Genomic DNA, 24205 nt, shown 5'->3' on the forward strand with positions numbered 1-24205 from the left:
CAGTCCCGCCGTACGGGGCGTGGTGCGAAAGTCCCACTCCAAAACCGAGCCTCTCACGGTCAAGCATTGACCCAGCAGTATGCCGCGATTCAGAGCGGCTATGACAGCCAGCGAAAGGCTGCGCCTGAGCCAATCACTGAAGATATCGGAATTTATGTCGAGATAATCGGCATGCCTGACTGCCCACTAACGCTGGAGAGCTTAGATAACCGCGACTTTAAGCTCAGATCCTGCCGGAAAGTCGATAATCGAGAAGTGGCCGTCGTATTTATTCCTGAGAATCGCAGAAATGTATTCCAAAAAAAGTTGGAGCTGTATCTGGATCCAGAGGAAGATAACAAGAGCGGTGTGCCCAGTAACCACAAGCTGATAGGCAGCATATCTGAGGTCAAGCTCGCTGATCTCCGTTCGTTCTGGACTGATGATATTCCTCTGTTTCCGGAAAACGAGCAACAAGCTGTCTGGTGGGAGCTTTGGTTAAAAAGGCGGCCGGAAGAGGAGGATCCCCTCGGTATCGCGCACCAACTGGCGCAGCGCATTGAGGGCTGTTTAGGAAATACCTCGCTCAGCTTTTTTGATAGCGTTGTGGTACTCATCCGAGCGTCTGCCAATCAGCTGAAATCTGCCCCGGAATTGATCTCGAACCTGCAAGAATTAAGACGGGCAAAAGAAACTCCGACGGTGTTGGTTGAGTCATCACCAAAAGAGCAGCAGGAATGGGTTGCTAATCTGAGCGAGCGCGTCCAAATCAGCGAAGATGTGTCCACAGCGGTAACTATTCTTGATGCCGGTGTTAACTACAATCACCCGTTAATTCAGTTGGTTTGTTCAAGCGAGCGGGCAGATTGCTGGGATCCTGACTGGCCACATTTCGATACTTATGGCGTTCTCGGTTTCAATGATCATGGAACCAGGCAGGCAGGGCTTGCGGTCTTCGGGGATTTACACTCCGCATTGGTAAGCACGGAGACCATCGAGCTCAATCACTGCATCGAGTCTGCCAGAATTCTGCCTCCAAGCGGTAATAACGAGCCGGAGCTGTACGGGGATATCACGGTAGGGACAGCCTCAAAGCTGGAAATCGACGCCCCAGATATTAACCGGGTCTTTTCTCTGTCGGTAACTGCCGAGCCTGATTCTATAGGTGGTCTACCATCCTCCTGGTCCTCAGAGCTCGACCAGTTTTCTGCAGGGTTTGAGGATGGAAAGCTGAGATTGTTTGTGATTTCGGCCGGTAACAACCGTTCTATAGCCGCAAATCTGGATTATTGGGAACAAGTTCAGCTGGCCGAGATAGAGGATCCCGCACAATCCTGGAACGCATTGACGATTGGCGCTTATACAGAGCGTACCACAAATGATGACCCCGATTTCGATGGCTGGTCGCCGTTGGCGGTTTCCGGTGATATAGCGCCCGCTTCACGCTCCTCGGTAAATTGGGAGTGGAGAAAGTTTGCCCCCTTTAAGCCTGAATTGGTTGCAGAGGGTGGAAATCGACTGCTCTCGCCAGATAAAACTGAAGTTACCGATGCTGACACCGTCTCTCTGCTCACGACATCCGGCCGAAGTAGTGGGCAGTTGTTCGAAGTATCTGCGGATACAAGCGCAGCTTGTGCTCAGGTATCGGGGCATGCTGCTATTTTGATGGCGGAGTATCCGGATTTTTGGCCTGAGTCCATCCGCGCATTACTTGTCCATTCTGCCGAGTGGACCCCCAAGATGCGGGAGCGATTCGGACTGCTTAATAAAAGTCATAGCCCGAAAATCGCGAAAGAGACCATGCTGCGAACGTTTGGATTCGGGGTGCCGAATCTGGAGCGGGCGCGCTATAGCGCGAATCATACTCTTACCTTGCTTGCGCAAGGTGAATTGCAACCGTTTGTTAAAGTTAGCAATGCGTCGGCTTCAGCGGATCCGAAGCTGAACGAAATGAGACTGCACGAATTACCGTGGCCAATCCATGCGCTACAACAATTACCTCCTGAGCTCGAAGTGCAGCTTCGTGTGACCCTGTCATATTTTATCGAGCCGAACCCGGGACGCCGCGGCTATAGAAGCCGGTATACCTACCCATCTCATGGGTTGCGGTTCGACGTCATTCGCCCTGGTCAATCGCTTGAGAACTTCCGCGCTTCAATCAACAAAGTGGCAAACGAAGCGATGGAGGATTATACCGGCCCCGAGGGCGACAGCGACGGATGGGGTTTAGGTTCTGCCCTTCGTTCGAGAGGCTCATTGCATTCCGATACTTGGATTGGCCCTGCAGCGGCGCTTGCAGATATGCACACGATTGCTGTTTACCCGGTCGGTGGCTGGTGGAAGTACCGCACAGCGCTGGATCGCTGGAAGAATGAGGTGCGGTATAGCCTCGTTGTGAGTATTGATACCCCTGATGAAAATATTGATATTTACACGTCGGTTGAGAGCCTAATTGAGGCCGTTGTAGAGGTGTCGGTTTAATTATCCGAGGATCGCATCTGTAGTGTTCCTCGATAATTCGAAGGGAAATGGGGAGCCGAGAGTTATTAGGAGTCGGGATTGAATTCTCCGGAATATCTTGTTCTGACTGTCCCGTGTCCTGGGACTCGGGACAAGTGGTGGAGGCCCAGCGTGAATAGTCAAGGGGTAAATTGCGTATTCGCTTTCTGGTAGTGGAGGCGTGGCAATTCTGGCAGATGTTTTCGCAAGGGCTGCGGTGATAGATGTTTAAATAGTCGGCTTCGTCAATATTCAAAGGAACAGAATGTGGCCGGTCAGTTGAAACCATCGTACAAAGAAGTAAAAGAGAAATTCGAAAAGGTCCGCGAGATTTCTCGGGAGGTAACCTACGAGCAGTTGGCGCCGGTTTTGAAGAACAGACTCGGTCAGGCCATCCTTCGAGGAAACATTGGCATCGACGGCTTTACCTTCGAAGCCCAGCGCAAGCTCAAAAGCTGGGAGCGATCCGGCCTGCGGAGAGTGGCCTGGGACTGGGAGGCAGTATCAAAGAGCTACCGCACCCATCCCAAGCGGTTCGAGCTTTCCATCTGGTTCAAGGGGCTGGAGCTGAGCGGAGCGAGCATAGGCCGCCCCACATGGAGCGGCGGAAAGCTGAGGCTTGACTATATCGAGTCTCACCCAATGGGAACTCCGCTTGATGGTCTGGTCACAGACATCAGTGTCGCGGCCGGCATGGTCTACGCCAATGCCATAGGTGCGACTCAGCTCCGAATCATGAATCCGGTCAACACCGCAGTGAAAGATCACTATTTGAGCAAGCCCGGCTTCGCTTTCAATGAGCGCGGCAACTTCTGCTACAGGGACCTGTGAGATGAGCGATCACAAGCGCCCTCCTATTGACTCCCCTGAGTTCAAGGAGTGGCTGAAGAAGAAGTCCAAGGGACACGTGGATGACATCCTCGGGGATGATCACCGGCCTGCCGATTTCGAGACCGGCGGAGCGATCTTCGGTGATGCGGGCAGCCTGGACAAGAGCGATGCGGAGCTCTTTCCCGATGAAATCGAGGAATACACTCCTGAAGAGCGCCGTGAGCACTTTAAAGTTCACAAGGGAGAAGGATCTAAACGCGGCGAAAGTGAGTGATATTTAGCCGAAATCTGTGGATAAATCGGGTGTGTCACTTGAACCCGCGGTACAGCCAACCTGTGGGGGTACCGATTTTCCGGGCGAGTTTTAGGCCTTGTAAATCAATCGCTTAGAGTCTGTTTCATATCCCGCCCTGGACACCACATTGAAAGCCGGATTTTTCATGAGTCCGGTATCCTTACAAAAGCCCCGCATTGCGGGGCTTTTGTATTTCTGGACCTTCCGTATCTTTTCGGTAGCCCGACATCAGCAAAGCGGCGTTCATATCTATCTGAATATTTTTCTCCCTCGATGGCATCAAATCGACTCTCGACGTTGCCCGGGGCTCGCCATTTGGTTTGCTACCCTTGTGCAATCAAGCATTTTGAGAATGGCAGGGATGAGTACCTATTGGAGTGTCGAGTGCAATTCCCGAGGTCGGGATTTTGTTGTTGGGGATGTGCACGGACACAAGGCGCAACTGCAAGCCCAGTTGGACGCCCTCGAGTTCCACCCCGGCGCTGATCGCCTTTTCTTTGTGGGTGATATCGTGGATCGGGGGCCGGATAGCGCTGGTCTTGTGGAGATGATTGATCAGCGCACCTATATCAGCATTCTTGGCAATCACGAGGCGATGCTGATTGCGGGCTTCGAGGACCCCGGCTTAGTAGAATTACATCAAGCCAATGGCGGGGCGTGGTTCTATGCGTTGCCGCGGAGCCGGCAGCGGGCGATCGTCGAGCAGGTGAGGGAGTGGCCCTGGGCTCTGGATGTCAGAGTGGGCCAGCTGCGGGTCGGGCTGGTGCACGCGGATGTCCCTAACAGTAACTGGACGCTGGTAAAGAGGCTGCTCGGTGAGATCAGCCCGGCCTGGTCCGCGGGCGCATCGCTTTCTGATGAGCGCCTGGCCCTCGTTGCGCAGCCTCTGATGTGGCAGAGAACCCTGGTTACCCGCCTGTACCAGAAAGTATTGGAGCTGGGTTCCGGCAATAGAACGGCGTCCGAGGATAAGCGGGCGTTTGAGGATCGGAAGTCCAGACTGCTGGCTCCGGAGCCGGCGCTGATTCGTCCATTTCAGATTCGGGGAATTGACGCCGTGTATATGGGACACACCTTTGTGCCAACGGCCGTCAATCTGGGGAATTGTTATTTCCTGGATTCTTACCGCGGGGGAGCGGACGAGGAATTGAGTATCCAGTGCATCAGCGCGCATTAGCGGCACTTCCGCGGGATATTTCCCGCGAAAGTGCAAATGGTCTGCGCGCCTTATGAATTTGCATTTTCCACATTGTGATAAACCGCCTGTACATCCTCCAGGTCGTTCAGCATATTCATAAACTTCTCAAACAGCGCGACGTCATCACCGCTGATCTCGGTATAGGTTTGCGGTACAAACTGGATTTCATCCACTTCAAAGTCGATATCACCAAAAGCTTCAATCAGCGCCTGCTTGGCTTTGAAGTAATCGGTGTGCGGGGCAAAGACGGAGAGTTTGCCGTCTTCATTTTCGATGTCTGTTACATCCACATCCGCTTCCATCAGTGCTTCCAGCACGGCTTCTTCGTCGTCGTGTTTGAACACGAGGATGGCCAGGTGATCGAAGCTGTGGCTGACGGAACCTTCGGTTCCGATCTTGGTTTTGGTCTTGGTGAAGGCCTGGCGCACGTCGCCGTAGGTGCGGTTGGGGTTGTCGGTGAGACATTCGATGATGGCCATGCAGCCGCCGGGGCCGAAGCCTTCGTAGCGCGCGCGGGCGAAATCTTCACCGGCGCCGCCCTTGGCTTTTTCGATGGCCTTTTCGATCACGTGGGTGGGGACCTGGTCCTTCTTGGCGCGGTCGATGAGGCTGCGCAGGGCTAGGTTGCCGTTGGGGTCCAGGCCTCCAGACTTCGCGGTCATGTAAATCTCGCGGCCGTAACGGCTGTAGACCCTGGCTTTCATGTTCGAGGTCTTGGCCATTGACTCTTTGCGGTTCTGGTAGGCTCTGCCCATGGGGTGCTCCGGTATCGCTGGATATCAGTAAGAATTATTGAAAGCCGGCAATTTTACTGGCGGGCCGGGGGGATGAGAAGCCATTACGTGCGCCAGGGCTGGCCGGGAGCGGCGGGGTTTGGGCAGGTTTGTGGATATTGACCACAATATTGGGTGGGGCTTGCCCCCTCCAATCCCGAAATTATTGCCGGAGTCGTCAGTGCAATCGTTGTCGAACACTGTTTTTGAGCGCCTGTTTGCCCTGCGCGCGCATCACACCACGGCGCGCCGCGAGCTGCTGGCGGGGCTGACCACGTTTGTAACCATGGCTTACGTGGTGTTTGTGACCCCGAACATGCTCGCCGGTACGGGGATGGACCACGGCGCGATCTTTGTCGCCACCTGCCTAGGCAGTGCCATCGCCTGTTTCCTGATGGGCTTTTACGCCAATTGGCCGGTGGGGCTGGCACCGGGCATCGGGCTGACGGCCTTTTTCGCCTACACGGTAGTCGGGGAGATGGGCTACAGCTGGCAGGTGGCGCTGGGGGCGGTGTTTATTGCCGGCGTGCTGTTTGTGCTCATGAGCCTGTCGCGGGTGCGCGAGTGGATCATGAACAGCATCCCCATGTGCCTGCGCTATTCCATGGGGGCCGGCGTGGGACTGTTTCTGGGGCTGATCGGGCTCAAATCCGCCGGTATCGTGGTGCCCAGTGAGGCGACGCTGCTGACACTGGGGTCGTTCCGCGATCCTGAGCCGCTGCTGGGCGGGCTGTGTTTTCTATTGATCGGGGTGCTCAGTTTCTGGCGGGTGTTTGGCGCCATCCTGATCAGTATTCTCGTGGTCACCGCCATCGGCTTCGGCATAGGTCTTGTGCATTACGAGGGGCTGGTGTCGTCGCCGCCGAGCCTGGCACCGACATGGATGGCGATGGATATCCGCGGGGCGCTGGATCTCAGCATGATCAGCGTGGTGCTCGCCTTCCTGTTCATCAATATTTTTGATACCGCGGGCACCTTGATGGGCGTTGCCCACCGCGCCGACCTGATCCAGCCGGATGGGCGCATCGAGAAGCTGCCGCAGGCGCTGAAGGCCGATAGTACCTCCAGCGTGCTGGGGGCGTTCCTCGGCTGCCCGCCGGTGACGAGCTTTGTGGAGAGCGCTGCCGGGGTGGCTGCCGGTGGGCGCACCGGGCTGACGGCGGTGACGGTGGGGGTGCTGTTTGTACTGTGTGTGTTCTTTGCACCGCTGGCGGCGATGATTCCCGCCTATGCCACCGCCGGCGCACTGATCTATGTGGCGATGCTGATGATGGGCGGGATCGCCAGGGTGGACTGGGAGGAGCTGACCGACGCCATCCCCGCGCTGGTGACGATGATCATGATGCCGCTGACGTTTTCCATCGCCAATGGCATCGCGCTGGGCTTCCTGACCTATACCGCGCTCAAGCTGTTCACCGGCCAGTACCGGCAGATCTCCCTCAGCCTGTATATTCTGAGTGCGATTTTTCTCGCCAGGTTCGCGTTTCTCTAAGGCCCGTCGTGGAGGTGTGCCGGAGGGCGGAACCATTTTTGCAGGGTTGTGGAAATGCAGAATCGCACGACAACCAGGGAGACATAAAAATGAAGCCGCTACCGCCTCTCACTGCCGATATGGACGTCCCCAGCCTGAACCAGTGGCTGTGCAACCTGGCGGAACTCGCCGTCGCTGCGGTGCACCCGGACAACCTGATGCCCGCCCTCGTTCCCGCAGCTCTGCCTGAGCCCGGGCGCAGAACCCTGGTGGTCGGTGCCGGCAAGGCCAGTGCGGCGATGGCGGCGGCGCTGGAGCGCGCGTGGTTAGAGTGTTATCCCGGCGCGGATATTGAAGGGCTGGTGGTGACGCGCTACGGGCACGGCGCACATTGCGCACATATCGAGGTGCTGGAAGCGGCCCACCCGATGCCAGACAAACTGGGTGAACAGGCGGCCCGGAGGATGCTGAATGCGGTGGCAGGATTCAGTGAGGAAGACGTGGTGATCGCGCTCATTTCCGGCGGCGGCTCCGCACTGATGAGCCTACCGGCACCGGGCCTGACACTCGCGCAGAAACAGTCCATCAACCGCGCGCTGCTGCGCAGTGGCGCGCCCATTCGCGATATCAACACCGTGCGCCGCCATCTCTCCGCGATCAAGGGCGGGCGTCTCGCCGCCGCCGCACATCCCGCGCGGGTTATCACTTACCTGATTTCCGATGTGCCCGGCGACGATCCCACCCTGATCGCCTCCGGCCCAACCTTGCCGGATACCTCAACCCCGGCAGACGCGCTGGCGATACTTGAGCACTACGGCATCGACATTCCCGCGCAAGTGCGCGCACATCTGCAGGCCGCGAACACAGCACCCGATCCGGCGGATGCGGAATTTTCCGGTGACAGGGCGGTAATGCTGGCAAAGGCCGCGGATGCGCTCGAGGCCGCGCGCGATGTGGCAGCGGCAGTGGGCGTTGAGGTGCGCGTGCTGGGCGACAATCTCGAAGGCGAGGCGCGGGAGCTGGGGGCCTCCCACGCGGCACTGGCACTCCTGAGCCAGCAGCAGGCTGCGCAACCGCTGCTGATTCTCTCCGGCGGCGAGACAAGTGTGACGGTGACGGGCAATGGCAGAGGCGGGCGCAATGTGGAATACCTGCTTGGAATGTTTAGCGCGCTCGAAGGCGCTCCGGGTATTTACGGGCTCGCCATCGATACCGACGGCATCGATGGCTCCGAAGACAATGCCGGCGCATGTTTCTCTCCGCAGGACTGGCAGAAAGCGCGCGCACAGGGGCTGAGCCCCGAGAACTATCTTTCCAACAACGACGCCTACAGTTTTTTCGCGGAACTCGGCAATCTGATCGTCACCGGCCCCACAAGGACCAACGTCAACGACTTTCGCGCTATTCTGGTGCTGCCTGAAAAATAGAATCTAAGAGGTGTTCATGTCTCAACTGCCCGGCGGTCAGCGCACCGCCAGCCCCCTGCGTCGTACCAAGATTGTCGCCACCCTCGGCCCCGCCAGCGACAAGCCCGGCGTATTGGAGCGAATGCTGAAGGCCGGTGTGGATGTGGTGCGGCTGAACTTCTCCCACGGCACGGCGGAAGACCACCGCAGCCGCCTGCAGAAAGTGCGGGAAATTGCCGAGCGCCTGGGTAAGACCGTCGCCGCCCTCGGTGACCTGCAGGGCCCCAAGATCCGCATTGCCCGCTTCAAGGACAATGCCGTGACCCTGCACGAAGGGGACAATTTTGTGCTGGATATGGCGCTGGATACCAACGAGGGCGACGAAAAGCGCGTGGGTTGCGACTACAAGGAGCTGGTGGCAGATGTGGCCGCCGGCGACGTGCTGCTGCTGGACGACGGCCGCGTGGTGTTAGCGGTAGATGCGGTCAGCGACGCCGAGGTGCACACCACCGTAACCGTGGGTGGCCGCCTCTCCAACAACAAGGGCATCAACAAACAGGGCGGCGGCCTCTCCGCCGCGGCGCTCACCGACAAAGACAGGGCAGACCTGAAAACCGCCGTGGAGATCGGTGTGGACTACCTCGCCGTGTCCTTTCCCCGCCACGCCGCGGACATGCAGGAGGCGCGCACACTGCTGGGTGAGGCGGGCCGGCATATCGGCCTCGTCGCCAAGGTGGAGCGCGCGGAAGCGGTGGCGGACGAACAGACTTTGGACGATATCATCTGCGCGTCAGAAGCGGTGATGGTGGCCCGCGGCGACCTGGGGGTGGAGATCGGCGATGCCGCGTTGATCGGCGTGCAGAAACGCATGATCAAGCGCGCGCGCCAGCTCAACCGCGCGGTAATCACCGCCACCCAGATGCTGGAGACCATGATCACCGCACCACTGCCCACCCGCGCCGAAGTGTTCGACGTGGCCAACGCAGTGCTGGATGGCACCGACGCGGTAATGCTGTCCGCCGAAACCGCCGCCGGCAATTTCCCGGTGGAAGCGGTACAGGCCATGCACCGACTCTGCCTCGGTGCCGAGCGTGAGCGCTCCGCGCAGGAATCCGGCCACCGCATGCATCAGGGCTTCACCCGCATCGACGAGACCATCTCGCTCTCCGCCATGTACGCCGCCAATCACCTGGAGGGCGTCACCGCCATCGCCTGCATGACCCAGACCGGCTACACCCCCCTCATCGCCTCGCGCATCCGCTCCGGCCTCCCCATCGTCGGCCTCGCCCACGACCCGCTCGCCCAGCGACGCATGGCGCTGTACCGCGGAGTAACGTCGATACTGTTTGTGCCAGGGGAAGGGGAGGGCGACCGCGAGCTCAACCTGCGCGCACTGGAAGTGCTGAAAGACCGCGGCATCGTCTCTAGTGGCGACAAGGTCATACTGATCCGGGGCGATCTGATGCAGTCCCATGGCGGCACCAATACCCTGAAGATCCTGGATGTAGAGTAACCCCTGGTGCGTTATGGCTGAAATTTTGCATAGGGAAAACCTGCACGAGAACATTTGCAGCAAGCGGCCGAAGCCGGTATAGATGACCGTCTACAGCCGATGCCAGTCAAAGGCCAACATTGTTCAAAGGACCGCTAGACTGACCGAATAAACCAAACCCGGCCGCTAATGGTCGAATTACACCGAGCCAGCCGCGCTAAGTCCCGGGATCCGATCCCGGATACGCGCGGATGGCCGCGGGCGGCAACGCCAGCCCGCCAGGGTCGCAAGGGAAACCGAACGGCCTCCCGCATTTGGAAAGGTGATGAAACAGAACGACATACTGCAAGACGGCCACGGCCGTCGCTTCTACTATTTGCGCCTGTCCGTGACAGACGCTTGCAACTTCCGTTGCGACTACTGCCTGCCCCACGGCTACCAGGCCCGGCACCAACAGCCCGACCTCAGCGTCGCCGAAGCCAGCACCGTCATGCGCGCCTTCGCCCAGCTCGGCACCAGAAAAGTGCGCTTAAGCGGCGGTGAACCCTCACTGCGCAAAGACCTGCCGGAACTTATCCACAGCGCCAAAACCACCCCCGGCATAAAGCGCGTCGCCGTCACCAGCAACGGCTACAAACTCCCCTCTGTCATCGACCGCTGGCACCACAACGGCCTCGACCAGCTCAACATCAGCATCGACAGCCTCGACCGGAAAGAATTCGCCCACATCACCGGCCACGACTGCCTGCCCAAAATCCTCACCGGCATCGACCGCGCACTGGAACTGGGCATTGCAACCAAAGTAAACGCCGTACTGCTCAACGATGGTGCGCACACCCGTCTACACCAGTTCCTGGCCTGGCTCAAAACCACCCCGGTCACCCTCCGCTTCATCGAACTCATGCAGACCGGCGACAACCGCGACTACTTCGCCAGCAACCACCTGCGCGGCACCGACATCGAACAACAGCTCATCGAAAGTGGCTGGCAACTACTGCCACGCCCCCTCGACGCCGGCCCCGCACGGGAATACGTCCACCCCGACTACGCCGGCCGCATCGGCCTCATCACCCCCTACAGCAAAGACTTCTGCAATACCTGCAACCGCCTGCGCGTTTCCGCCCAGGGCAAACTGCATCTCTGCCTGTTTTCCGACACCGGCCTCGACCTGAGAGAAACCATCCGCACCGGCGACGCCGACGCACTGGCAGAAAAGGTGAGAGCACTGATCGGCAACAAAGAAGTCAGCCACTATTTGCAACAGGGAAATACGGGTGGAACCCAAAACCTCTCGATAATCGGCGGGTAGCTATTTAAGAGTAACCATATACAACGTTATTTCACCCCGAGGTAACTGGACCCCCGCCTTCGCGGGGGTGACGTGAGGTGAGTTTTAAGGTCCCCTTAAATCTAACGAAGTAAAAGAATCAGAATTGAAGAGCGGGCGTCGGGTGAAAGGTTTCAGGAGCGTCGCAAACAGGATGTTTGCGCCGCAGCGCCCAGGGATGGGTTCACAGCGGTCCTGAAACCTTTCACCCGATGACCGCGCGCCACTTGACCAAGAACAGAGCACCCAAAGGCTACGGAGCAAAATATGTCTCACGCCCCAACAGACAAAAACCAAAAATTGAATATCGCAATACTGACGGTGTCCGACACAAGAACCGAAGAAAACGACACCTCAGGAAAATACCTGGTAGAAGCCCTGCAGGAGGACGGTCACACCCTCGCCGACAAAGCCATCGTCATCGACGACAAATATCTCCTGCGCGCCAAAGTCTCCGCCTGGATCGCCGACCCAGAGATTCACGTCATCATCTCCACCGGCGGCACCGGCTTCGCCGGCCGCGACTCCACCCCCGAAGCCATCGCCCCGCTACTCGACAAACACATCGACGGCTTCGGCGAAATGTTCCGCTCCATCAGCTATGAAGAAATCGGCTCCTCCACCATCCAATCCAGAGCCCTCGCCGGCATCGCCAATCGCACCCTCGTCGCCTGCCTCCCCGGCTCCACCGGCGCTTGTAAAACCGGCTGGACCAAACTGCTCAGAGAACAGCTCACCGCCTCGCACAACCCCTGCAACTTCGTAGGCTATCTGACTAAGTAATCAACACCATGACCCTCACACACCTTAACCAGAAAGGCGAAGCCAGCATGGTCGATGTCACCGACAAAGACATCACCGACCGCTCCGCGCGCGCCCAATCCGCCGTCGCCATGTCCGCAGACGCCTTTGCGCAGCTCCAAGCTGGCAACAACAAGAAAGGCGATGTGCTCGCCACCGCACGCATCGCCGGCATCCAGGCCGCCAAGAAAACCGCCGATCTCATTCCCCTGTGCCACCCGCTCGCCCTCACCAAAGTGCAGGTGGATTTCGAACTGGATGAAGCAAACCGCACCGTGAATATTTCCAGCTTCTGCCGCCTCGCCGGCCGCACCGGGGTGGAAATGGAAGCGCTTACTGCCGCCAGCGTAGCTGCACTCACCATTTACGACATGTGCAAAGCCGTCGACCCCGCCATGGTCATCGGTCCCACTAAACTGCAGGAAAAAATCGGTGGCAAGCGCGGCCACTGGACACCGGAAAATACGGAGACCGACACGTGATCAAGGTACTGTTCTTTGCCGGCCTGCGGGAGCAGCTCGGTTGCGACGCACTGGACGTGGATGCGGCGGACATCGCCAGCATCGCCCAATTGCGCACTCGGCTTGCCGGAAAAGACGCTGCATGGCAGTCCGCTCTTGCTAGCGAACAATTGCAGGTGGCCGTGAACCAGCGGCTCGCCACCATGCACGCCGACGTCAAGGACGGCGACGAAGTCGCCTTCTTTCCGCCGGTCACGGGAGGCTGAGGTGGCCGCAATAATTTCCGTTTCCGTACAGGCCGAGGGATTCGATCCGGGCGAGGAATACCGGTCTCTGCGCAGCGAAAATTTCGCCGACGGCGCCACTGCCATGTTTGTGGGCAACGTGCGGGACTTTTCGCCAATAGAGCCCGTAGGCTCCCCAGTCGAAAACAGTAAGGGCAATTCGGTTGCAGTACTCGAGCTGGAGCATTACCCCGGCATGGCGGAGTCGGCGCTTACTGACATTGCACGGCAGGCTGCCCAACGCTGGCCGCTCGGGCGCGTGCGGGTGATACATCGCTTCGGGCAGTTGCGGGCTGGAGAGGAGATCGTGTTTGTGGGCACCAGCTCCGCCCATCGCCAAGCGGCACTGGATGCCTGTGCATTTATCATGGACTTTCTGAAAAGTCGTGCACCTTTCTGGAAAAAGGAGATCGGGCAAGGCGCAGAGAGTGGTCACTGGGTGCAGGCACGCCACAGTGACGAGGATGCCCTGAAAAAATGGTAGCGAATTCTCCACAGCCAGAAGTGAGCACTCGCTTTTGCGCTTGACCCTGAAATATTTGAAGTGCTCGCTATTTATCCGCACGAAATTTGATTTGGTTCCGCCGTTGCATCCAAAAACGTGACCGCGCGCACAAGGGTACTTTGCGCAACGCTCGTGAAACCTGTCACATAATCGAGCTTTTTTCTCTTGTGCTTTGAATTTTAAGAAAAAATTCTTATCCAACTCTCTGCGCGAGTTTTGAAGCGCCTCACATATCCCTGCGCCCCCCTTGCCATACAATCCCACGGCAAATCGCTCTTGCCTGACATTTATGGCGAGCGAAATCCAATTCAGGGTTGGGGTTCGAGGTAAAAGGGATATGTACAGAATTCTGATGGCAGCCGCCGCGCTGATGCTGGCGGTTGCGACCAATGCGCAAGAAGTCAGCCGGGAAGAAATCCGCGGCCTCGATGAGCAGATCCAGGATGTGAAGAAGGATGTGATCGGTCTCACGTCTGAGCTCAACCGTCTTGAAGAAAAACTGCTCTTCCCCTCTAACACCCAGGTTGCCCTGTTTGTCTCCCTGCCGAACAGTAAAGAGTTCAGTCTGGAATCCGTCGAGGTGAAGCTCGATAACCAGATCGTTGCCCACCACCTCTACACCTACCGCGAAATCGAAGCCCTGCAGCAGGGCGGCGTGCAGCGTATTCACACCGCCAACGTGCAGACCGGTGCGCACCCGCTGGAGGTGACTTATTTCGGCAAGTCCAAGTCCGGCAAGGAGTACCGCGCGACCGCCAGTTACAGCGTGGAGAAGGCGGTAGGTCCAAAATTCGTTGAGATCCAGATCGCCGGCAACCAGTCCGCCATCAACTTCAAGGACTGGTAAGCATGAACTCCCGTCTGGCCAGTGCGATCGCTGGTGCTGCGCTCGCCGCGCTGTGCGCCGTGCCTGCGCAGGCCAAAGCCCCCGTCGATTCCGATCCGAGCGCGTTGCAGACCAAGACGCTGCGCGATCTGTTTTTCGGCGAAGCGCTGTTCGACGCGTATCAGGACAACTATTTCGACGCGATCACGGGCCTGGATACGGAGCTCAAGCAGTTTCGCCTGCTGGACGACCCGGAACTGGACCCATTCAGCCTGCACTTTGGTCAGGCGGAATTTGCGGTGGGTGACCTCGAGCTTTCCTATCGTATGCACCGGGAAGCCGGCCGTGCCATGGAACAGGTGCTGAACGGCGATGTATCGCAACCCATTAAGAACGAAGCCGCCTACCGTCTGGCAAAAATTCACTACCACAAACAACAGTTTGCCAACGCCCTGCACGCCCTGGAGCTGATCCAGGGACGGGTGCCCGAGCGCGTGCGCGCAGAAGAGCAGTTCCTGCGCGCGCGGGTTTACATGCAGCTGGGCCGCTTCGAAGAGGCGGTAGCGCTGCTGAAAGACCTGAAGGGCGAAAAATCCCTGTCCGGGTTTGTGGAGTACAACCTGGGGATCGCGCTGCTGAAAGCGGGCGAAACCGAAAAAGGTGTGTTGGAACTGGATGGCCTCGGACGCAACGCCGGCAGCGGCGATGCCAAAAGCGCATTGCAGGACAAAACCAATCTGCTGCTCGGTTACCAGCTGATGGAAGCCAAAGAATACGAGCGCGCGCGCACCTATTTCGATCGCGTGCAGCTTTCCGGCCCCTTTTCCAATCAGGCACTGCTGGGCGCCGGCTGGGTAGAGGCCAACGCGGGCCGCTTCGATCGCGCGCTGGTGCCGTGGCAACTGCTCACCCAGCGCCAGTCCACCAATGCCGCGGTGCAGGAGGCCATGCTCGCGGTGCCCTATGCCTATGGCAAGCTGGATGTACACAGCACCGCGGCGGTGAATTACGGCCAGGCGCTGGACCTGTTCGGCAATCAGGTGGATGTGCTCACCCGCTCTATTCGCAGCATCCGCGAGGGCAAGCTGCTGGAAGCATTGCGCCGCAAAGAGGCGAGCCAGGTGAAGAACTGGGTGGTGGAGCTGCGCAAACTGCCGGATGCCCCGGAAACCCATTACCTGCTGGACCTGATGGCGTCCAACGATTATCAGGAATTCCTGCGCAACTATCAGGATCTGAACGATCTGCTGGAGCGCAACAAGGACTGGCTGCAGAGTCTGGATGCGTTTGAGGAAATCATTGCGGTGCGTCGTGGCTACTACGAGCCGATCCTGCCGGGGCTGGATGTGCAGTTCCGCCAGGTCGACGCCCGCATCAAGATGCGCCTGGAGCAGCGCCAGCACCTCGCCGCACGCATTGAAAATCTGCTGGTCAATCGCCGCCCCGAGCTGCTGGCGAAAAGTGACGAAACCGAATCCCGCCTGCTCCTGGAGCGGATCCGCGAAATCCTCGCCTACAACCCCAGCCTGAACAGCGAGGAAACCGAAGCGCGCATCGCGCGTCTCGAAGGCGTGCTGAAATTCCGCCTGTCCCGCGAATTCGACGAGCGGCTGACCGAAGCCTACAAACACCTGCAGGAACTGGACACTGTCATCGCCACCCTGCAGGAAACTTATCAGCGATACGTGCGCACCCGCCAGGCGGCAACCCATAGCTACGAGGGCTATACCGACCAGATCACCAGTCTGCGCGCCGGGCTCAATCGCGCCCAGGATCGCATCGAGCTGCTGATGGCGCGGCAGGGTCGTATGCTGGAGCAGCTGGCGATCAACGAACTGGACCAGCGCCGCGCGCAGCTGGAGAGCTACCAGATCAAGGCTCGCTTTGCCCTGGCCGACAGCTACGACCGCGCCAACGAGCTGCAGGAACAGCGCGCGGATCAGCGCAAGATCGAGGAGTACGAGCAGCGGATGGAAGAACTCAAACAGTCCGCACCTGCTCAGCCCGACGTTCCGCCATCGGAGCCGGCCGCAAATCCCGATGGCGAACCGCTGCCCACGGACAATCCTCCAGAACTCGAGGCTCCGGAGCGCGAAACGGGAGATGCCGATGAATAAAACTCAGCTCTCCGCGGCGATCAATACCTTCGGCCTCGTCACTGCCGCTTCCGTCGCGCTGTTGCTCAGCGCCTGTGCCAGCAATAGCGGCCAGACCATCGGCAGCCTGCAGAAGGTCGATATCAAGATCCAGGAAACCCATATCGATGGCAGCCTGGAAAAGGCGCTCGCCAGTTACCAGAAATACCTGCAGGAAACTCCGGAAACCGCACTCACGCCGGAGGCCATTCGCCGTATTGCCGACCTGAAGATCAAGCAGGCGCACCGCGCGGAAGAGGGCATTCTGCCGAGCAGTACCGAAACCCGTATCCTGTCGGAAGAAGATGTTGCCGCGGCGAACCAGCTCGCGAGCAAAAAGGCCGTAGCGGCGCGTGCGGAACTGGATGCACCGGAAGTGGCTGGTGTAGCCTCCAGCGCAACCGCATCCGAGGCTGCACTGGATAGCGTTGCCAATATCCAGGACGAGAGTCAGTCCGACTTCGAGTCCCGCGCCAGTGGTGCCGTGGATCTGAGTGGAATGCAGAGCGGTGCGGATGTCACCGTGCCCGGCGACAATGCGGATGCGCTGCTCGCCGCCAACGCCCGCGAGGCGATTGCCCTGTACAAGAAACTGCTGGTGCAGTATCCGCTGTATGAGCGCAACGACCAGGTCATGTACCAGCTCTCCCGGGCCTACGAGGAAACCGGTGAAATCGAAGAGGCCGTCGCTATCCTGCGTCAGCTGGTGGCCAAGTACCCGGCCTCCCGCCATCTGGATGAAGCCTATTTCCGCCTTGGCGAATACTATTTCACCCGCAAAAAATACCTCGACGCAGAAGAGTCCTACGGCCGTGTGATCGACATGGGCGAGGTATCCAGCTTCTACGAACTGGCCATGTACAAGCGCGGCTGGGCCCTGTTCAAACAGGACATGTACGAGATGGCGCTCGACGACTTCGTGCGCATGCTCGACTACAAAGTGGCCCAGGGCTACGACTTCGAACAGCAGACCAACGAGACCGAGCGCAAGCACATCGAGGATACCTTCCGCGTTATCAGCCTGAGCTTCTCCTATCTCGGGGGTGCGGAATCCATCGTGGATTACTTCACCCGCAAGGGCGCGCGGGATTACGAGTCCTACGTATACAGCCACTTGGGTGAATACTACTTGGACAAACGCCGCTACCAGGATGCGGCGGAATCCTACAATGCCTTCGTGGAGCGCAACCCGCTGCACAAGGTGGCGCCCGACTTTTCCATCCGCGTGATCGAGATTTACCAGAAGGGCGGATTCCCCCGTCTGGTGCTGGATGCGAAAAAAGCGTTCGCCAATACCTACGCACTGGATGCGCAGTACTGGACCGTGTTCGATATCCAGGAATACGCCACCGTGGTGGAATTCCTGCAGACCAACCTGATCGACCTGGCCAGTCACTACCACGCCGCCTACCAGAACGTGAAAACCACGGATCAGGAATTCGCCAAGAAGCGCAGCGAGAACTATCTCGAGGCCATCCACTGGTATCGCCGCTACCTCGGGTCCTTCGCGGATAAACCCAAGGCGCCGGAAATCAACTACCAGCTCGCCGGCCTGATGCTGGAGAACAAGGATTTCCTCAACGCCGCGGTGGAATATGAGCGCACCGCGTATCAGTACAGCGCACACAGTGAAAACAAGAACGCCAGCGAAGCCGGTTATGCCGCCGTATTCGCCTACCGCGAGCACCTGAAAAACGATCTCGCCACCGGCAGCACCGCGCAGAAGACCGGTGTGCAGAAAGAAATCATCCGCTCGTCCCTCACCTTTGCGGAAACCTTCCCGCAGCACGAAAAGGCCCCGCAGATTCTGCTGGGCGCGGTGGACGACCTGTACAAGCTGAAGAGCTTCCCGGAAACGATCCAGAACGGCCGACTGCTGCTGGAAAAATTCCCCGCAGCAGACCGCGAGATCCGCCGGTCCGCCTGGCTGTTGGTGGCTCACGCCTCCTTCGATACCGAACTCTACGCCGATGCGGAAGCAGGCTACCGCCAGGCGCTGGGCCTGACCGCCGCCGACGCCAAGGATCGCGGGGATTTGGTGGACAACCTCGCCGGCGCGATATACCAGCAGGGCGACCAGGCGCGCAAAGCCGAAGACCACCTGGCGGCCGCGGAGCATTTCCTGCGTATCCGCAATGCCGCGCCCGGTGCGAGCATCCTCGCTACCGCCGAATACGACGCCGCCGCCTCTCTGATTCAGCTGGAAAATTGGACCCGCGCAGCGGATGTGCTGAAAGCATTCCGCAACAACCACCCGCAACACGAGCTGCAGAAAGAAGTCACCAAAAAGCTCGCGGTGGTCTATCAGGAGAGTGGGCAGCTGTTGCTGGCCGCCGCAGAGTTCGAGCGCATCGAGCGCGAATCCGAAGACGAAGACGTGCGTCGCGAAGCGCTTACCCAAGCTGCGGACCTGTACAGTGCGGCCAAGAGCTACGACAAGGCACTGGCGGCTCTCAACCGCTACGTCAAACTCTTCCCGCGTCCCATGGAGCCCGCACTGGAAACCCGCCAGAAAATTGCCGACATCTACCAGAACAGCGGCAATCAGAAAGCGTACTTCAACACCCTTGATGACATGGTGCGCCTTGAAGCGCGCGGTGGTGACGAGCGCAATGACCGCACCCGCTATCTTGCGGGCAACGCCGCCCTAAAACTCGCGGAGCCCAAATTCGAATCCTTTGCGGAAATCGCGCTGGTCGCACCGCTGGAGCAGAATCTCAACACCAAACGCGCGCGCATGAAGGCCGCCACCAGCGCCTTTACCGCTCTGATCGACTACCAGGTAGCCGACGTCACCGCCGCGGCGACCTTCTACCTCGGTGAAATCTATCTGCACTTCAGCCGCGCCCTCAAAGACTCCGAGCGTCCCACCAATCTCGACGCGATGGAGCTGGAGGACTACGAGTTGGCGCTGGAAGAACAGATCTACCCGTTCGAAGAACGCGCCATCTCTGTACACGAGAAAAACATCGACCTGATGGCTGCGGGCATCTACAACAACTGGGTCGCCAAAAGTATCGACCAGCTCGCCGGCCTCATGCCCGCGCGCTACGAGCGCCCGGAAGACGTCGGCAATATCGTCATGACCATTGTGCCTGTGCCCAAAGTTGCGGAAGAGGCCGCGGCAGGGGAGCCGGTTGTGGAAGAACCCGCTCCAGAGCATGCGGCACCCGAGCAACCGCAAGAAAGCGAAAGCACTACACCGGCCGTCATTGCCGAAAACGCAACCGAGGAGGAGCAGGGCTAATGCCATTCACATACATCCCGCGCCTCGCCCTCTGCGCAATAGTACTGCTGTTAAGCGCCTGCGCCAGCGGCCCGCAAACCTCCAGCCGCCCGGTTGACCCCATGAACGTCAGCGTCTCCGGCAGCGTCAACCGCGACTTCCTGCAGGCCGTGGAATACCTGCAGGGCGAGCGCTACCCCGAAGCCATCGAACTGCTACAGAGCGTCGTCGAGCGCGAACAACGCCTTTCCGCCCCCTACGTCAACCTCGGCATCGCCTACTACAGAACCGGCGACGAAAAGCACGCGGAAGAATCCTTCCTCCAGGCCCTGCGCGCCGCCCCGCTGGACCCGGTAGCCAGTAACGAATTGGCCGTGCTGTACCGCCGCCAGGGGCGCTTCGAAGAAGCCAAAAAAACCTACAGTGATTCGTTGCAGCTGCACCCGGAAAACCTGCCGCTCATCAAAAATCTCGGCATCCTCTGCGACCTGTATCTCCAGGATGTGAATTGTGCACTCGCACAATTCGAGCAGTACCTGAAGTATCAGCCTGAAGATCCCAAAGTCGCCATCTGGGTAACCGACCTCAAGCGGAGAGCCAACTGATGAAAAACGCATTGCAGACGATTGCCACCGTTTTCCTGCTGCTCACCGTGATTTCGGTGAATGCACAGGAAGAGCAGAAAGAAAGCGAAGCGAAAGTCGACAAGGAGGTGAAGGAACTCTCCGGCATCTCCATCATCGGCAACAAAGAAGCTCCGAAGTCTCTTTACATCGTGCCGTGGAAGAGCTCGGAAGTCGGCGTTGAAAGCGGCCTCAACTCCAGTCTGTTAGACCCGAGGCTGCAGCCGTTGGACAAAGAAGTATTTTCAAGAGAGCTCGAGTTCTATCAACTCAGCCTCACGGATGAGTAAGAGCAGCCATTAGTGCTTACGAAGCACAATGATACGAATTGAAGGAGGGACATCGGGGGCGAGTTTTCAAAAGCGTCGGCAACAGGGATGTTGCCGACGCAGCGTACAGGGATGTATTCACAGCGGTTTTGAAAACTCGTCCCCGGTGGCCCGCCGCCACCGAGCCCTAACCAGAGCTCAATGAAAAGCTACGAAGTAATTAACCAAAAATCGACCACAACAGGTCAAACCAAGGCAAAGCGGAACCAAACCGCGGACCCGAGAAAGAAAACCAAGAGGGGCAAATGATGGATTTCTTGAACAGCGTAGTCGCGTTTTTCCAGACCGGTGGTGCATTCATGTACCCCATTCTGGTGGTATTCGCACTCGGCGCCGCAGTAGCGATCGAACGATACGTCCGCCTCGTCTACGAACGCCACACCAACCGCGCCACCTGGGAAAAGCTCCAACCGGTACTCAACACCGGCGACTTTGACCGCGCGCGCAACCTCGTCAAAGACGACAACACCGGCGTAGGCCGACTGCTCGCCATGGGCCTCGAACGTCAAGGCGCCGTACGCCGCCGCGAAGACATCGAAATCGCCATGGAAGAAAGCATCATGGAGACCATCCCACAGCTGGAAAAGCGCACCCCCTACGTCGCGCTCGGCTCCAACATCGCCACTCTCCTCGGCCTGCTCGGCACCATCATGGGCCTCATCGAAGCCTTCACCGCCGTAGCCAATGCCAACCCCGCAGAAAAAGCCGACCTCCTGTCCGCCAGTATCTCCGTGGCCATGAACACCACCGCCTTCGGCCTGATGGTCGGTATCGCGCTGCTCATCGTGCACGCACTACTCAACTCCCTAACCGGCCAGATCGTCGACAGCCTCGAAATGGTCTCCGTCAAAGCACTCAACATCATGTCCTCCGGCACCCGCCGCCGCAGCGAAGCGTCCGCCGAAGAAAAAGCGCCGACGGCAAAACCCGTCAACCGCGACATTGAGCAGACCCAGAAAGCGCAGCAGAACGCCGCCGCGGCTGACGCCGGCGCCGACAAAAATTCCAAACCGGAATCCGCGTAATGAGAAACAGGCGTCACAGCAGATCCAAAGAAGCGCCGGAGCTGGACATCACCGCCTTCCTCAATCTGATGGTGGTGCTGGTGCCCTTCCTGCTGGTATCCGCAGTGTTTTCGAGGGTCACCATTCTCGAGCTCAATATGCCCACCGGCGCCGGTGGCGGAGCCGACGACCCCGGCGTGACCCTGGAAGTGGTGGTGCGCAAAGACGTACTGGAAATCAGCGATGGCTCCAAAGTCATTGCGCGTTTTCCCAACCTGAACCAGGGGCAAACCGCAGCGGGTGAGGGCGAAGATGAAGCGGCACAGGCGGAAACGCCCGTGGACGAACACGGCTTGCCCATTGTTCCACCCACCGAAGAAGTGTACGACCTGGCGAAGCTGCGCGAGCAGCTGATCCGCATCAAGCAGACCTATCCGGACAAAACCGATTCCACACTGCTGATGGAGCCGGAAGTGGCTTATGAGCACCTTGTGGGCGTCATGGATACCGTGCGCAGTGCGCAAGTCATGCCGACACCGGAAGAGGGCGCAGTACCAGATCCGGACGCGAAGGCTGAAACAATGGAACTCTTTCCCGATATATCCCTGGGAGACGCGCCGTGAAACGTGAAAGCAGACGTATGAAGCGCATGGCGCGCAGCCGCAAGCGCAAAACGCCGGGCATGAACCTCACCTCGCTGATGGACGTGTTTACCATTCTGGTGTTCTTCCTGCTCACCAACAGTTCCAGCAACGAGGCCATCGAAGCGCCCAAGGTCATCACCCTGCCGGACTCGGTGGTGGAATCCAAGCCGCGGGAAACCGTCACCCTGATGGTCACCCACGACGAAGTGCTGATCGAAGCTAAGCCGGTGATGACCACCGAGGAACTGTTCCAGAGCGAAGAGCTGGTAATCGAAGCCATTCAGCAGGCGATGATCCAGGAAGTGGGCAAGGCCATGACCATGGCCGGTACTGAATTGGAAGAAGCCAAGGCCAAACTGGCAGAGCGCGCCGCCGCCGGTGAAGACGTCACCGCAGAAGCCGCGGAACTGCTGGAAGAACCACCGGAAGTGAACATTCTGGCGGACCGCGGTGTGCCATTCAGCGTGCTGAAAAAAGTCATGTCCAGCTGCACCAATGCCGGATATACGCGTATTTCCCTGGCGGTCATTCAAAAAGCATCTCAGAGTTAGTGAGCGTTTGTGAATAATTTTCATCAACAAAGACAGGCACTGACAGCGAAGCAGGAAGCGGTTCGCCAGCAGTTGGCCGCGCTCGAAAGCGAGTACGGTCAGGTGGATGGCAAGCTGGATACGCTGCGCCGGGATGAAGCCAAGCACCAGTTGCTGGACGAGATTTCCGATCGCCTTGGCAAGCTTGAAGAGGCCGGTGCCGGCGACCTGTTTTGGGCGGAGCACTATAAGCAGGACGCATCCAAGGCGCTGATTCATCGGCTGCAGAAAACCGTAAGTATCTATCAGGCCAATCTGAATCTGCTGCACGAGCGCAAGCGCAAGCTGCAGGACCAGATAGAAGACTGCCGTGATGACCTGTTCGACCTGGATGCAGAATTCCGAGAGATTCGCCAGGCCGAAGAAGATGTCCATTACGAGTATGAAGTCACGCGCGAGTTGGGCGACTCCGCCTTCCGCAACGCCATCATGCCGTGGAACACCAACGGCGAAGACGAGCGCCGCTTCCGTATCAGCTTGCTCGCATGTCTGCTGCTGGCGTTCTTCCTCGGCTTCGGCATCCACGTATGGCAGTTGCCGGAGCCTGATGAAAACGAAGTGGTAGAAGTGCCCGAGCGTCTGGCCAAGTTGGTTCTGGAAAAGAAAACCAAGCCAAAGCCACCGCCCGAACAGGTAGTGCAGAAACCGGAAGAGAAGAAGCCGGAACCTGAGAAACCGAAACAGGAAGTGGCGAAGGAAGAACCCAAGCCATCCAATGTTGAGAAGAAGCAGGTGAGCAAGAAAGTCGAGCGCGCCGGCGTGCTGGCGTTCAAGGACAACTTCCAGGACCTGATCCAGGACGATCTCGACCAGCGTCTCGGCCAACAGACCCAGCTCAGCACCGCCGGCAAGCAGGAGAGCCGCAGCCAGCGCTCCCTGATTACCGCCGCGGCGAAATCCGGTTCCGACGGGATCAATACGGCCGCGCTTAGCCGCAATGCCGGTGGTGTCGGTACGGCACTGGACGGTGTCAGCTTCTCGCGGGTATCCAGCGGTATTGGCACCGAGGGCGACTTTGCCGGCGAAGAGCGACCGCTCAGCGATGGCGTAGGTCCGTCTCGTACCGACGAAGAGATCCAGATCGTCTTCGATCGCTACAAAGCGGCACTCTACCGGATCTACAATCGCGAGCTGCGCAACAACCCGGCGCTGCAGGGCAAGATGGTACTGCGTATTACCATCGAGCCAGACGGTTCGGTATCCGCAGCCAAAGTCGAGAGCAGCGATATGGATTCGCCCGCGCTCAACTCCCAGATCGTAGCGAGGGTGAAGCGGTTCAACTTCGGCGAAAAAGCCGGTGTGCCGACCATTACCATCCTCTACCCGATCGACTTCCTCCCCGCGGCCTGACCCGGGGCGGAGCCCCAGCGCCGCAATCGGCACAACCGCTTCGCAAAAGTGAAGCGGTTGTGCCCTGGTTCCAAAAAGTTCACAAATTACCTGAGCTTTACCTGAGAACTGTTTGGCAAACGTAGAAAAAGTTCCCTCCACGGCGCAACAAGTTTG

Annotated in this window: 22 protein-coding genes and 1 riboswitch; of the genes, 21 read left to right on the plus strand and 1 reads right to left on the minus strand. The window is 58.7% G+C overall.

Annotated features, from left to right (window positions below):
• The first annotated feature begins 66 nt into the window (after positions 1-66).
• The 4 genes from FDY93_RS00380 to FDY93_RS00395 all read left to right on the plus strand — a co-directional run bounded on the left by FDY93_RS00380 (position 67) and on the right by FDY93_RS00395 (position 4781).
• Positions 67-2460: a S8 family peptidase gene (locus FDY93_RS00380; protein ID WP_246068398.1), complete on the plus strand. Its 2394-nt coding sequence runs from the start codon at positions 67-69 to the stop codon at positions 2458-2460.
• Positions 2461-2745: 285 nt separating this feature from the next.
• Positions 2746-3309 (plus strand): hypothetical protein, encoded by a 564-nt coding sequence (locus tag FDY93_RS00385; protein ID WP_138233761.1) that lies wholly within the window; start codon positions 2746-2748, stop codon positions 3307-3309.
• A gap of 1 nt (position 3310) precedes the next feature.
• Complete coding sequence (locus tag FDY93_RS00390) at positions 3311-3583, plus strand: hypothetical protein (RefSeq protein ID WP_220446061.1); 273 nt, start codon at positions 3311-3313, stop codon at positions 3581-3583.
• Between the two features lie 382 nt (positions 3584-3965).
• The gene (locus FDY93_RS00395; protein WP_220446062.1) at positions 3966-4781 is read left to right on the plus strand and encodes a metallophosphoesterase; all 816 of its coding nucleotides are present in this window, start codon (positions 3966-3968) and stop codon (positions 4779-4781) included.
• Between the two features lie 50 nt (positions 4782-4831).
• Here FDY93_RS00395 and FDY93_RS00400 read toward each other — a convergent pair whose 3' ends face one another.
• Positions 4832-5557, minus strand: a complete 726-nt coding sequence (locus FDY93_RS00400) for a YebC/PmpR family DNA-binding transcriptional regulator (protein ID WP_138233763.1) — start codon at positions 5555-5557, stop codon at positions 4832-4834.
• Positions 5558-5756: 199 nt separating this feature from the next.
• Between FDY93_RS00400 and FDY93_RS00405 the strand changes: the two genes are divergently transcribed.
• From FDY93_RS00405 to FDY93_RS00485, 17 genes are all read left to right on the plus strand, one after another.
• Positions 5757-7067 carry an NCS2 family permease gene (locus FDY93_RS00405; protein ID WP_138233764.1) on the plus strand — a complete coding sequence of 437 codons (1311 nt, stop codon included), beginning with the start codon at positions 5757-5759 and terminating at the stop codon, positions 7065-7067.
• Positions 7068-7156: 89 nt separating this feature from the next.
• Positions 7157-8473 carry a glycerate kinase type-2 family protein gene (locus FDY93_RS00410; protein WP_138233765.1) on the plus strand — a complete coding sequence of 439 codons (1317 nt, stop codon included), beginning with the start codon at positions 7157-7159 and terminating at the stop codon, positions 8471-8473.
• 16 nt (positions 8474-8489) lie between these two features.
• Positions 8490-9965, plus strand: coding sequence for a pyruvate kinase (gene pyk / locus FDY93_RS00415; RefSeq protein ID WP_138233766.1), 1476 nt, complete (start codon positions 8490-8492; stop codon positions 9963-9965).
• A gap of 168 nt (positions 9966-10133) precedes the next feature.
• Positions 10134-10287: riboswitch (molybdenum cofactor riboswitch) on the plus strand.
• The gene (gene moaA / locus FDY93_RS00420; RefSeq protein ID WP_220446063.1) at positions 10270-11253 is read left to right on the plus strand and encodes a GTP 3',8-cyclase MoaA; all 984 of its coding nucleotides are present in this window, start codon (positions 10270-10272) and stop codon (positions 11251-11253) included. It overlaps the preceding riboswitch by 18 nt.
• A 285-nt stretch (positions 11254-11538) precedes the next feature.
• Entirely contained in the window at positions 11539-12054 is a 516-nt protein-coding gene (moaB, locus tag FDY93_RS00425; RefSeq protein WP_138233768.1) for a molybdenum cofactor biosynthesis protein B, read from the plus strand.
• An 8-nt stretch (positions 12055-12062) separates the two neighbouring features.
• The gene (gene moaC / locus FDY93_RS00430) at positions 12063-12554 is read left to right on the plus strand and encodes a cyclic pyranopterin monophosphate synthase MoaC (RefSeq protein WP_138233769.1); all 492 of its coding nucleotides are present in this window, start codon (positions 12063-12065) and stop codon (positions 12552-12554) included.
• Positions 12551-12799: a molybdopterin synthase sulfur carrier subunit gene (gene moaD, locus FDY93_RS00435; protein WP_138233770.1), complete on the plus strand. Its 249-nt coding sequence runs from the start codon at positions 12551-12553 to the stop codon at positions 12797-12799. Before moaC ends, moaD begins: the two co-directional genes overlap by 4 nt.
• 1 nt (position 12800) lies before the next feature.
• On the plus strand, positions 12801-13301 hold the full coding sequence (locus tag FDY93_RS00440; RefSeq protein ID WP_138233771.1) for a molybdenum cofactor biosynthesis protein MoaE: 501 nt from the start codon (positions 12801-12803) through the stop codon (positions 13299-13301).
• A 358-nt stretch (positions 13302-13659) separates the two neighbouring features.
• Complete coding sequence (locus FDY93_RS00445) at positions 13660-14169, plus strand: hypothetical protein (protein ID WP_138233772.1); 510 nt, start codon at positions 13660-13662, stop codon at positions 14167-14169.
• Between the two features lie 2 nt (positions 14170-14171).
• Positions 14172-16265, plus strand: coding sequence for a tetratricopeptide repeat protein (locus FDY93_RS00450; RefSeq protein WP_138233773.1), 2094 nt, complete (start codon positions 14172-14174; stop codon positions 16263-16265).
• Positions 16258-19530, plus strand: a complete 3273-nt coding sequence (locus tag FDY93_RS00455) for a tetratricopeptide repeat protein (protein ID WP_246068399.1) — start codon at positions 16258-16260, stop codon at positions 19528-19530. The genes FDY93_RS00450 and FDY93_RS00455 overlap by 8 nt, the downstream gene beginning before the upstream one ends.
• Positions 19530-20114 (plus strand): tetratricopeptide repeat protein, encoded by a 585-nt coding sequence (locus FDY93_RS00460; RefSeq protein WP_138233775.1) that lies wholly within the window; start codon positions 19530-19532, stop codon positions 20112-20114. Before FDY93_RS00455 ends, FDY93_RS00460 begins: the two co-directional genes overlap by 1 nt.
• Positions 20114-20422, plus strand: a complete 309-nt coding sequence (locus FDY93_RS00465; protein WP_138233776.1) for a hypothetical protein — start codon at positions 20114-20116, stop codon at positions 20420-20422. Before FDY93_RS00460 ends, FDY93_RS00465 begins: the two co-directional genes overlap by 1 nt.
• Before the next feature lie 287 nt (positions 20423-20709).
• Positions 20710-21486 carry a MotA/TolQ/ExbB proton channel family protein gene (locus FDY93_RS00470; RefSeq protein WP_138233912.1) on the plus strand — a complete coding sequence of 259 codons (777 nt, stop codon included), beginning with the start codon at positions 20710-20712 and terminating at the stop codon, positions 21484-21486.
• The gene (locus FDY93_RS00475; protein ID WP_138233777.1) at positions 21486-22088 is read left to right on the plus strand and encodes an ExbD/TolR family protein; all 603 of its coding nucleotides are present in this window, start codon (positions 21486-21488) and stop codon (positions 22086-22088) included. The genes FDY93_RS00470 and FDY93_RS00475 overlap by 1 nt, the downstream gene beginning before the upstream one ends.
• A complete protein-coding gene (locus FDY93_RS00480) occupies positions 22085-22660 on the plus strand; it encodes an ExbD/TolR family protein (RefSeq protein ID WP_240914326.1) in 576 nt (191 codons plus the stop codon). Before FDY93_RS00475 ends, FDY93_RS00480 begins: the two co-directional genes overlap by 4 nt.
• A 9-nt stretch (positions 22661-22669) precedes the next feature.
• Entirely contained in the window at positions 22670-24049 is a 1380-nt protein-coding gene (locus FDY93_RS00485; RefSeq protein WP_138233778.1) for an AgmX/PglI C-terminal domain-containing protein, read from the plus strand.
• The last annotated feature ends 156 nt before the right edge of the window (positions 24050-24205 follow it).

The sequence above is a fragment of the Microbulbifer harenosus genome, from assembly GCF_005771435.1.
Lineage (GTDB): Bacteria > Pseudomonadota > Gammaproteobacteria > Pseudomonadales > Cellvibrionaceae > Microbulbifer > Microbulbifer harenosus.

Excerpts from the sequence above, each read along its gene's own strand:
- FDY93_RS00390 (WP_220446061.1), top strand. The coding sequence starts at position 3,311 with ATGAGCGATCACAAGCGCCCTCCTATTGACTCCCCTGAGTTCAAGGAG.
- FDY93_RS00395 (WP_220446062.1), top strand. The coding sequence starts at position 3,966 with ATGAGTACCTATTGGAGTGTCGAGTGCAATTCCCGAGGTCGGGATTTT.
- FDY93_RS00400 (WP_138233763.1), bottom strand. The coding sequence starts at position 5,557 with ATGGGCAGAGCCTACCAGAACCGCAAAGAGTCAATGGCCAAGACCTCG.
- FDY93_RS00410 (WP_138233765.1), top strand. The coding sequence starts at position 7,157 with ATGAAGCCGCTACCGCCTCTCACTGCCGATATGGACGTCCCCAGCCTG.
- pyk (WP_138233766.1), top strand. The coding sequence starts at position 8,490 with ATGTCTCAACTGCCCGGCGGTCAGCGCACCGCCAGCCCCCTGCGTCGT.
- moaA (WP_220446063.1), top strand. The coding sequence starts at position 10,270 with ATGAAACAGAACGACATACTGCAAGACGGCCACGGCCGTCGCTTCTAC.
- moaB (WP_138233768.1), top strand. The coding sequence starts at position 11,539 with ATGTCTCACGCCCCAACAGACAAAAACCAAAAATTGAATATCGCAATA.
- moaC (WP_138233769.1), top strand. The coding sequence starts at position 12,063 with ATGACCCTCACACACCTTAACCAGAAAGGCGAAGCCAGCATGGTCGAT.
- FDY93_RS00445 (WP_138233772.1), top strand. The coding sequence starts at position 13,660 with ATGTACAGAATTCTGATGGCAGCCGCCGCGCTGATGCTGGCGGTTGCG.
- FDY93_RS00450 (WP_138233773.1), top strand. The coding sequence starts at position 14,172 with ATGAACTCCCGTCTGGCCAGTGCGATCGCTGGTGCTGCGCTCGCCGCG.
- FDY93_RS00455 (WP_246068399.1), top strand. The coding sequence starts at position 16,258 with ATGAATAAAACTCAGCTCTCCGCGGCGATCAATACCTTCGGCCTCGTC.
- FDY93_RS00460 (WP_138233775.1), top strand. The coding sequence starts at position 19,530 with ATGCCATTCACATACATCCCGCGCCTCGCCCTCTGCGCAATAGTACTG.
- FDY93_RS00465 (WP_138233776.1), top strand. The coding sequence starts at position 20,114 with ATGAAAAACGCATTGCAGACGATTGCCACCGTTTTCCTGCTGCTCACC.
- FDY93_RS00470 (WP_138233912.1), top strand. The coding sequence starts at position 20,710 with ATGGATTTCTTGAACAGCGTAGTCGCGTTTTTCCAGACCGGTGGTGCA.
- FDY93_RS00475 (WP_138233777.1), top strand. The coding sequence starts at position 21,486 with ATGAGAAACAGGCGTCACAGCAGATCCAAAGAAGCGCCGGAGCTGGAC.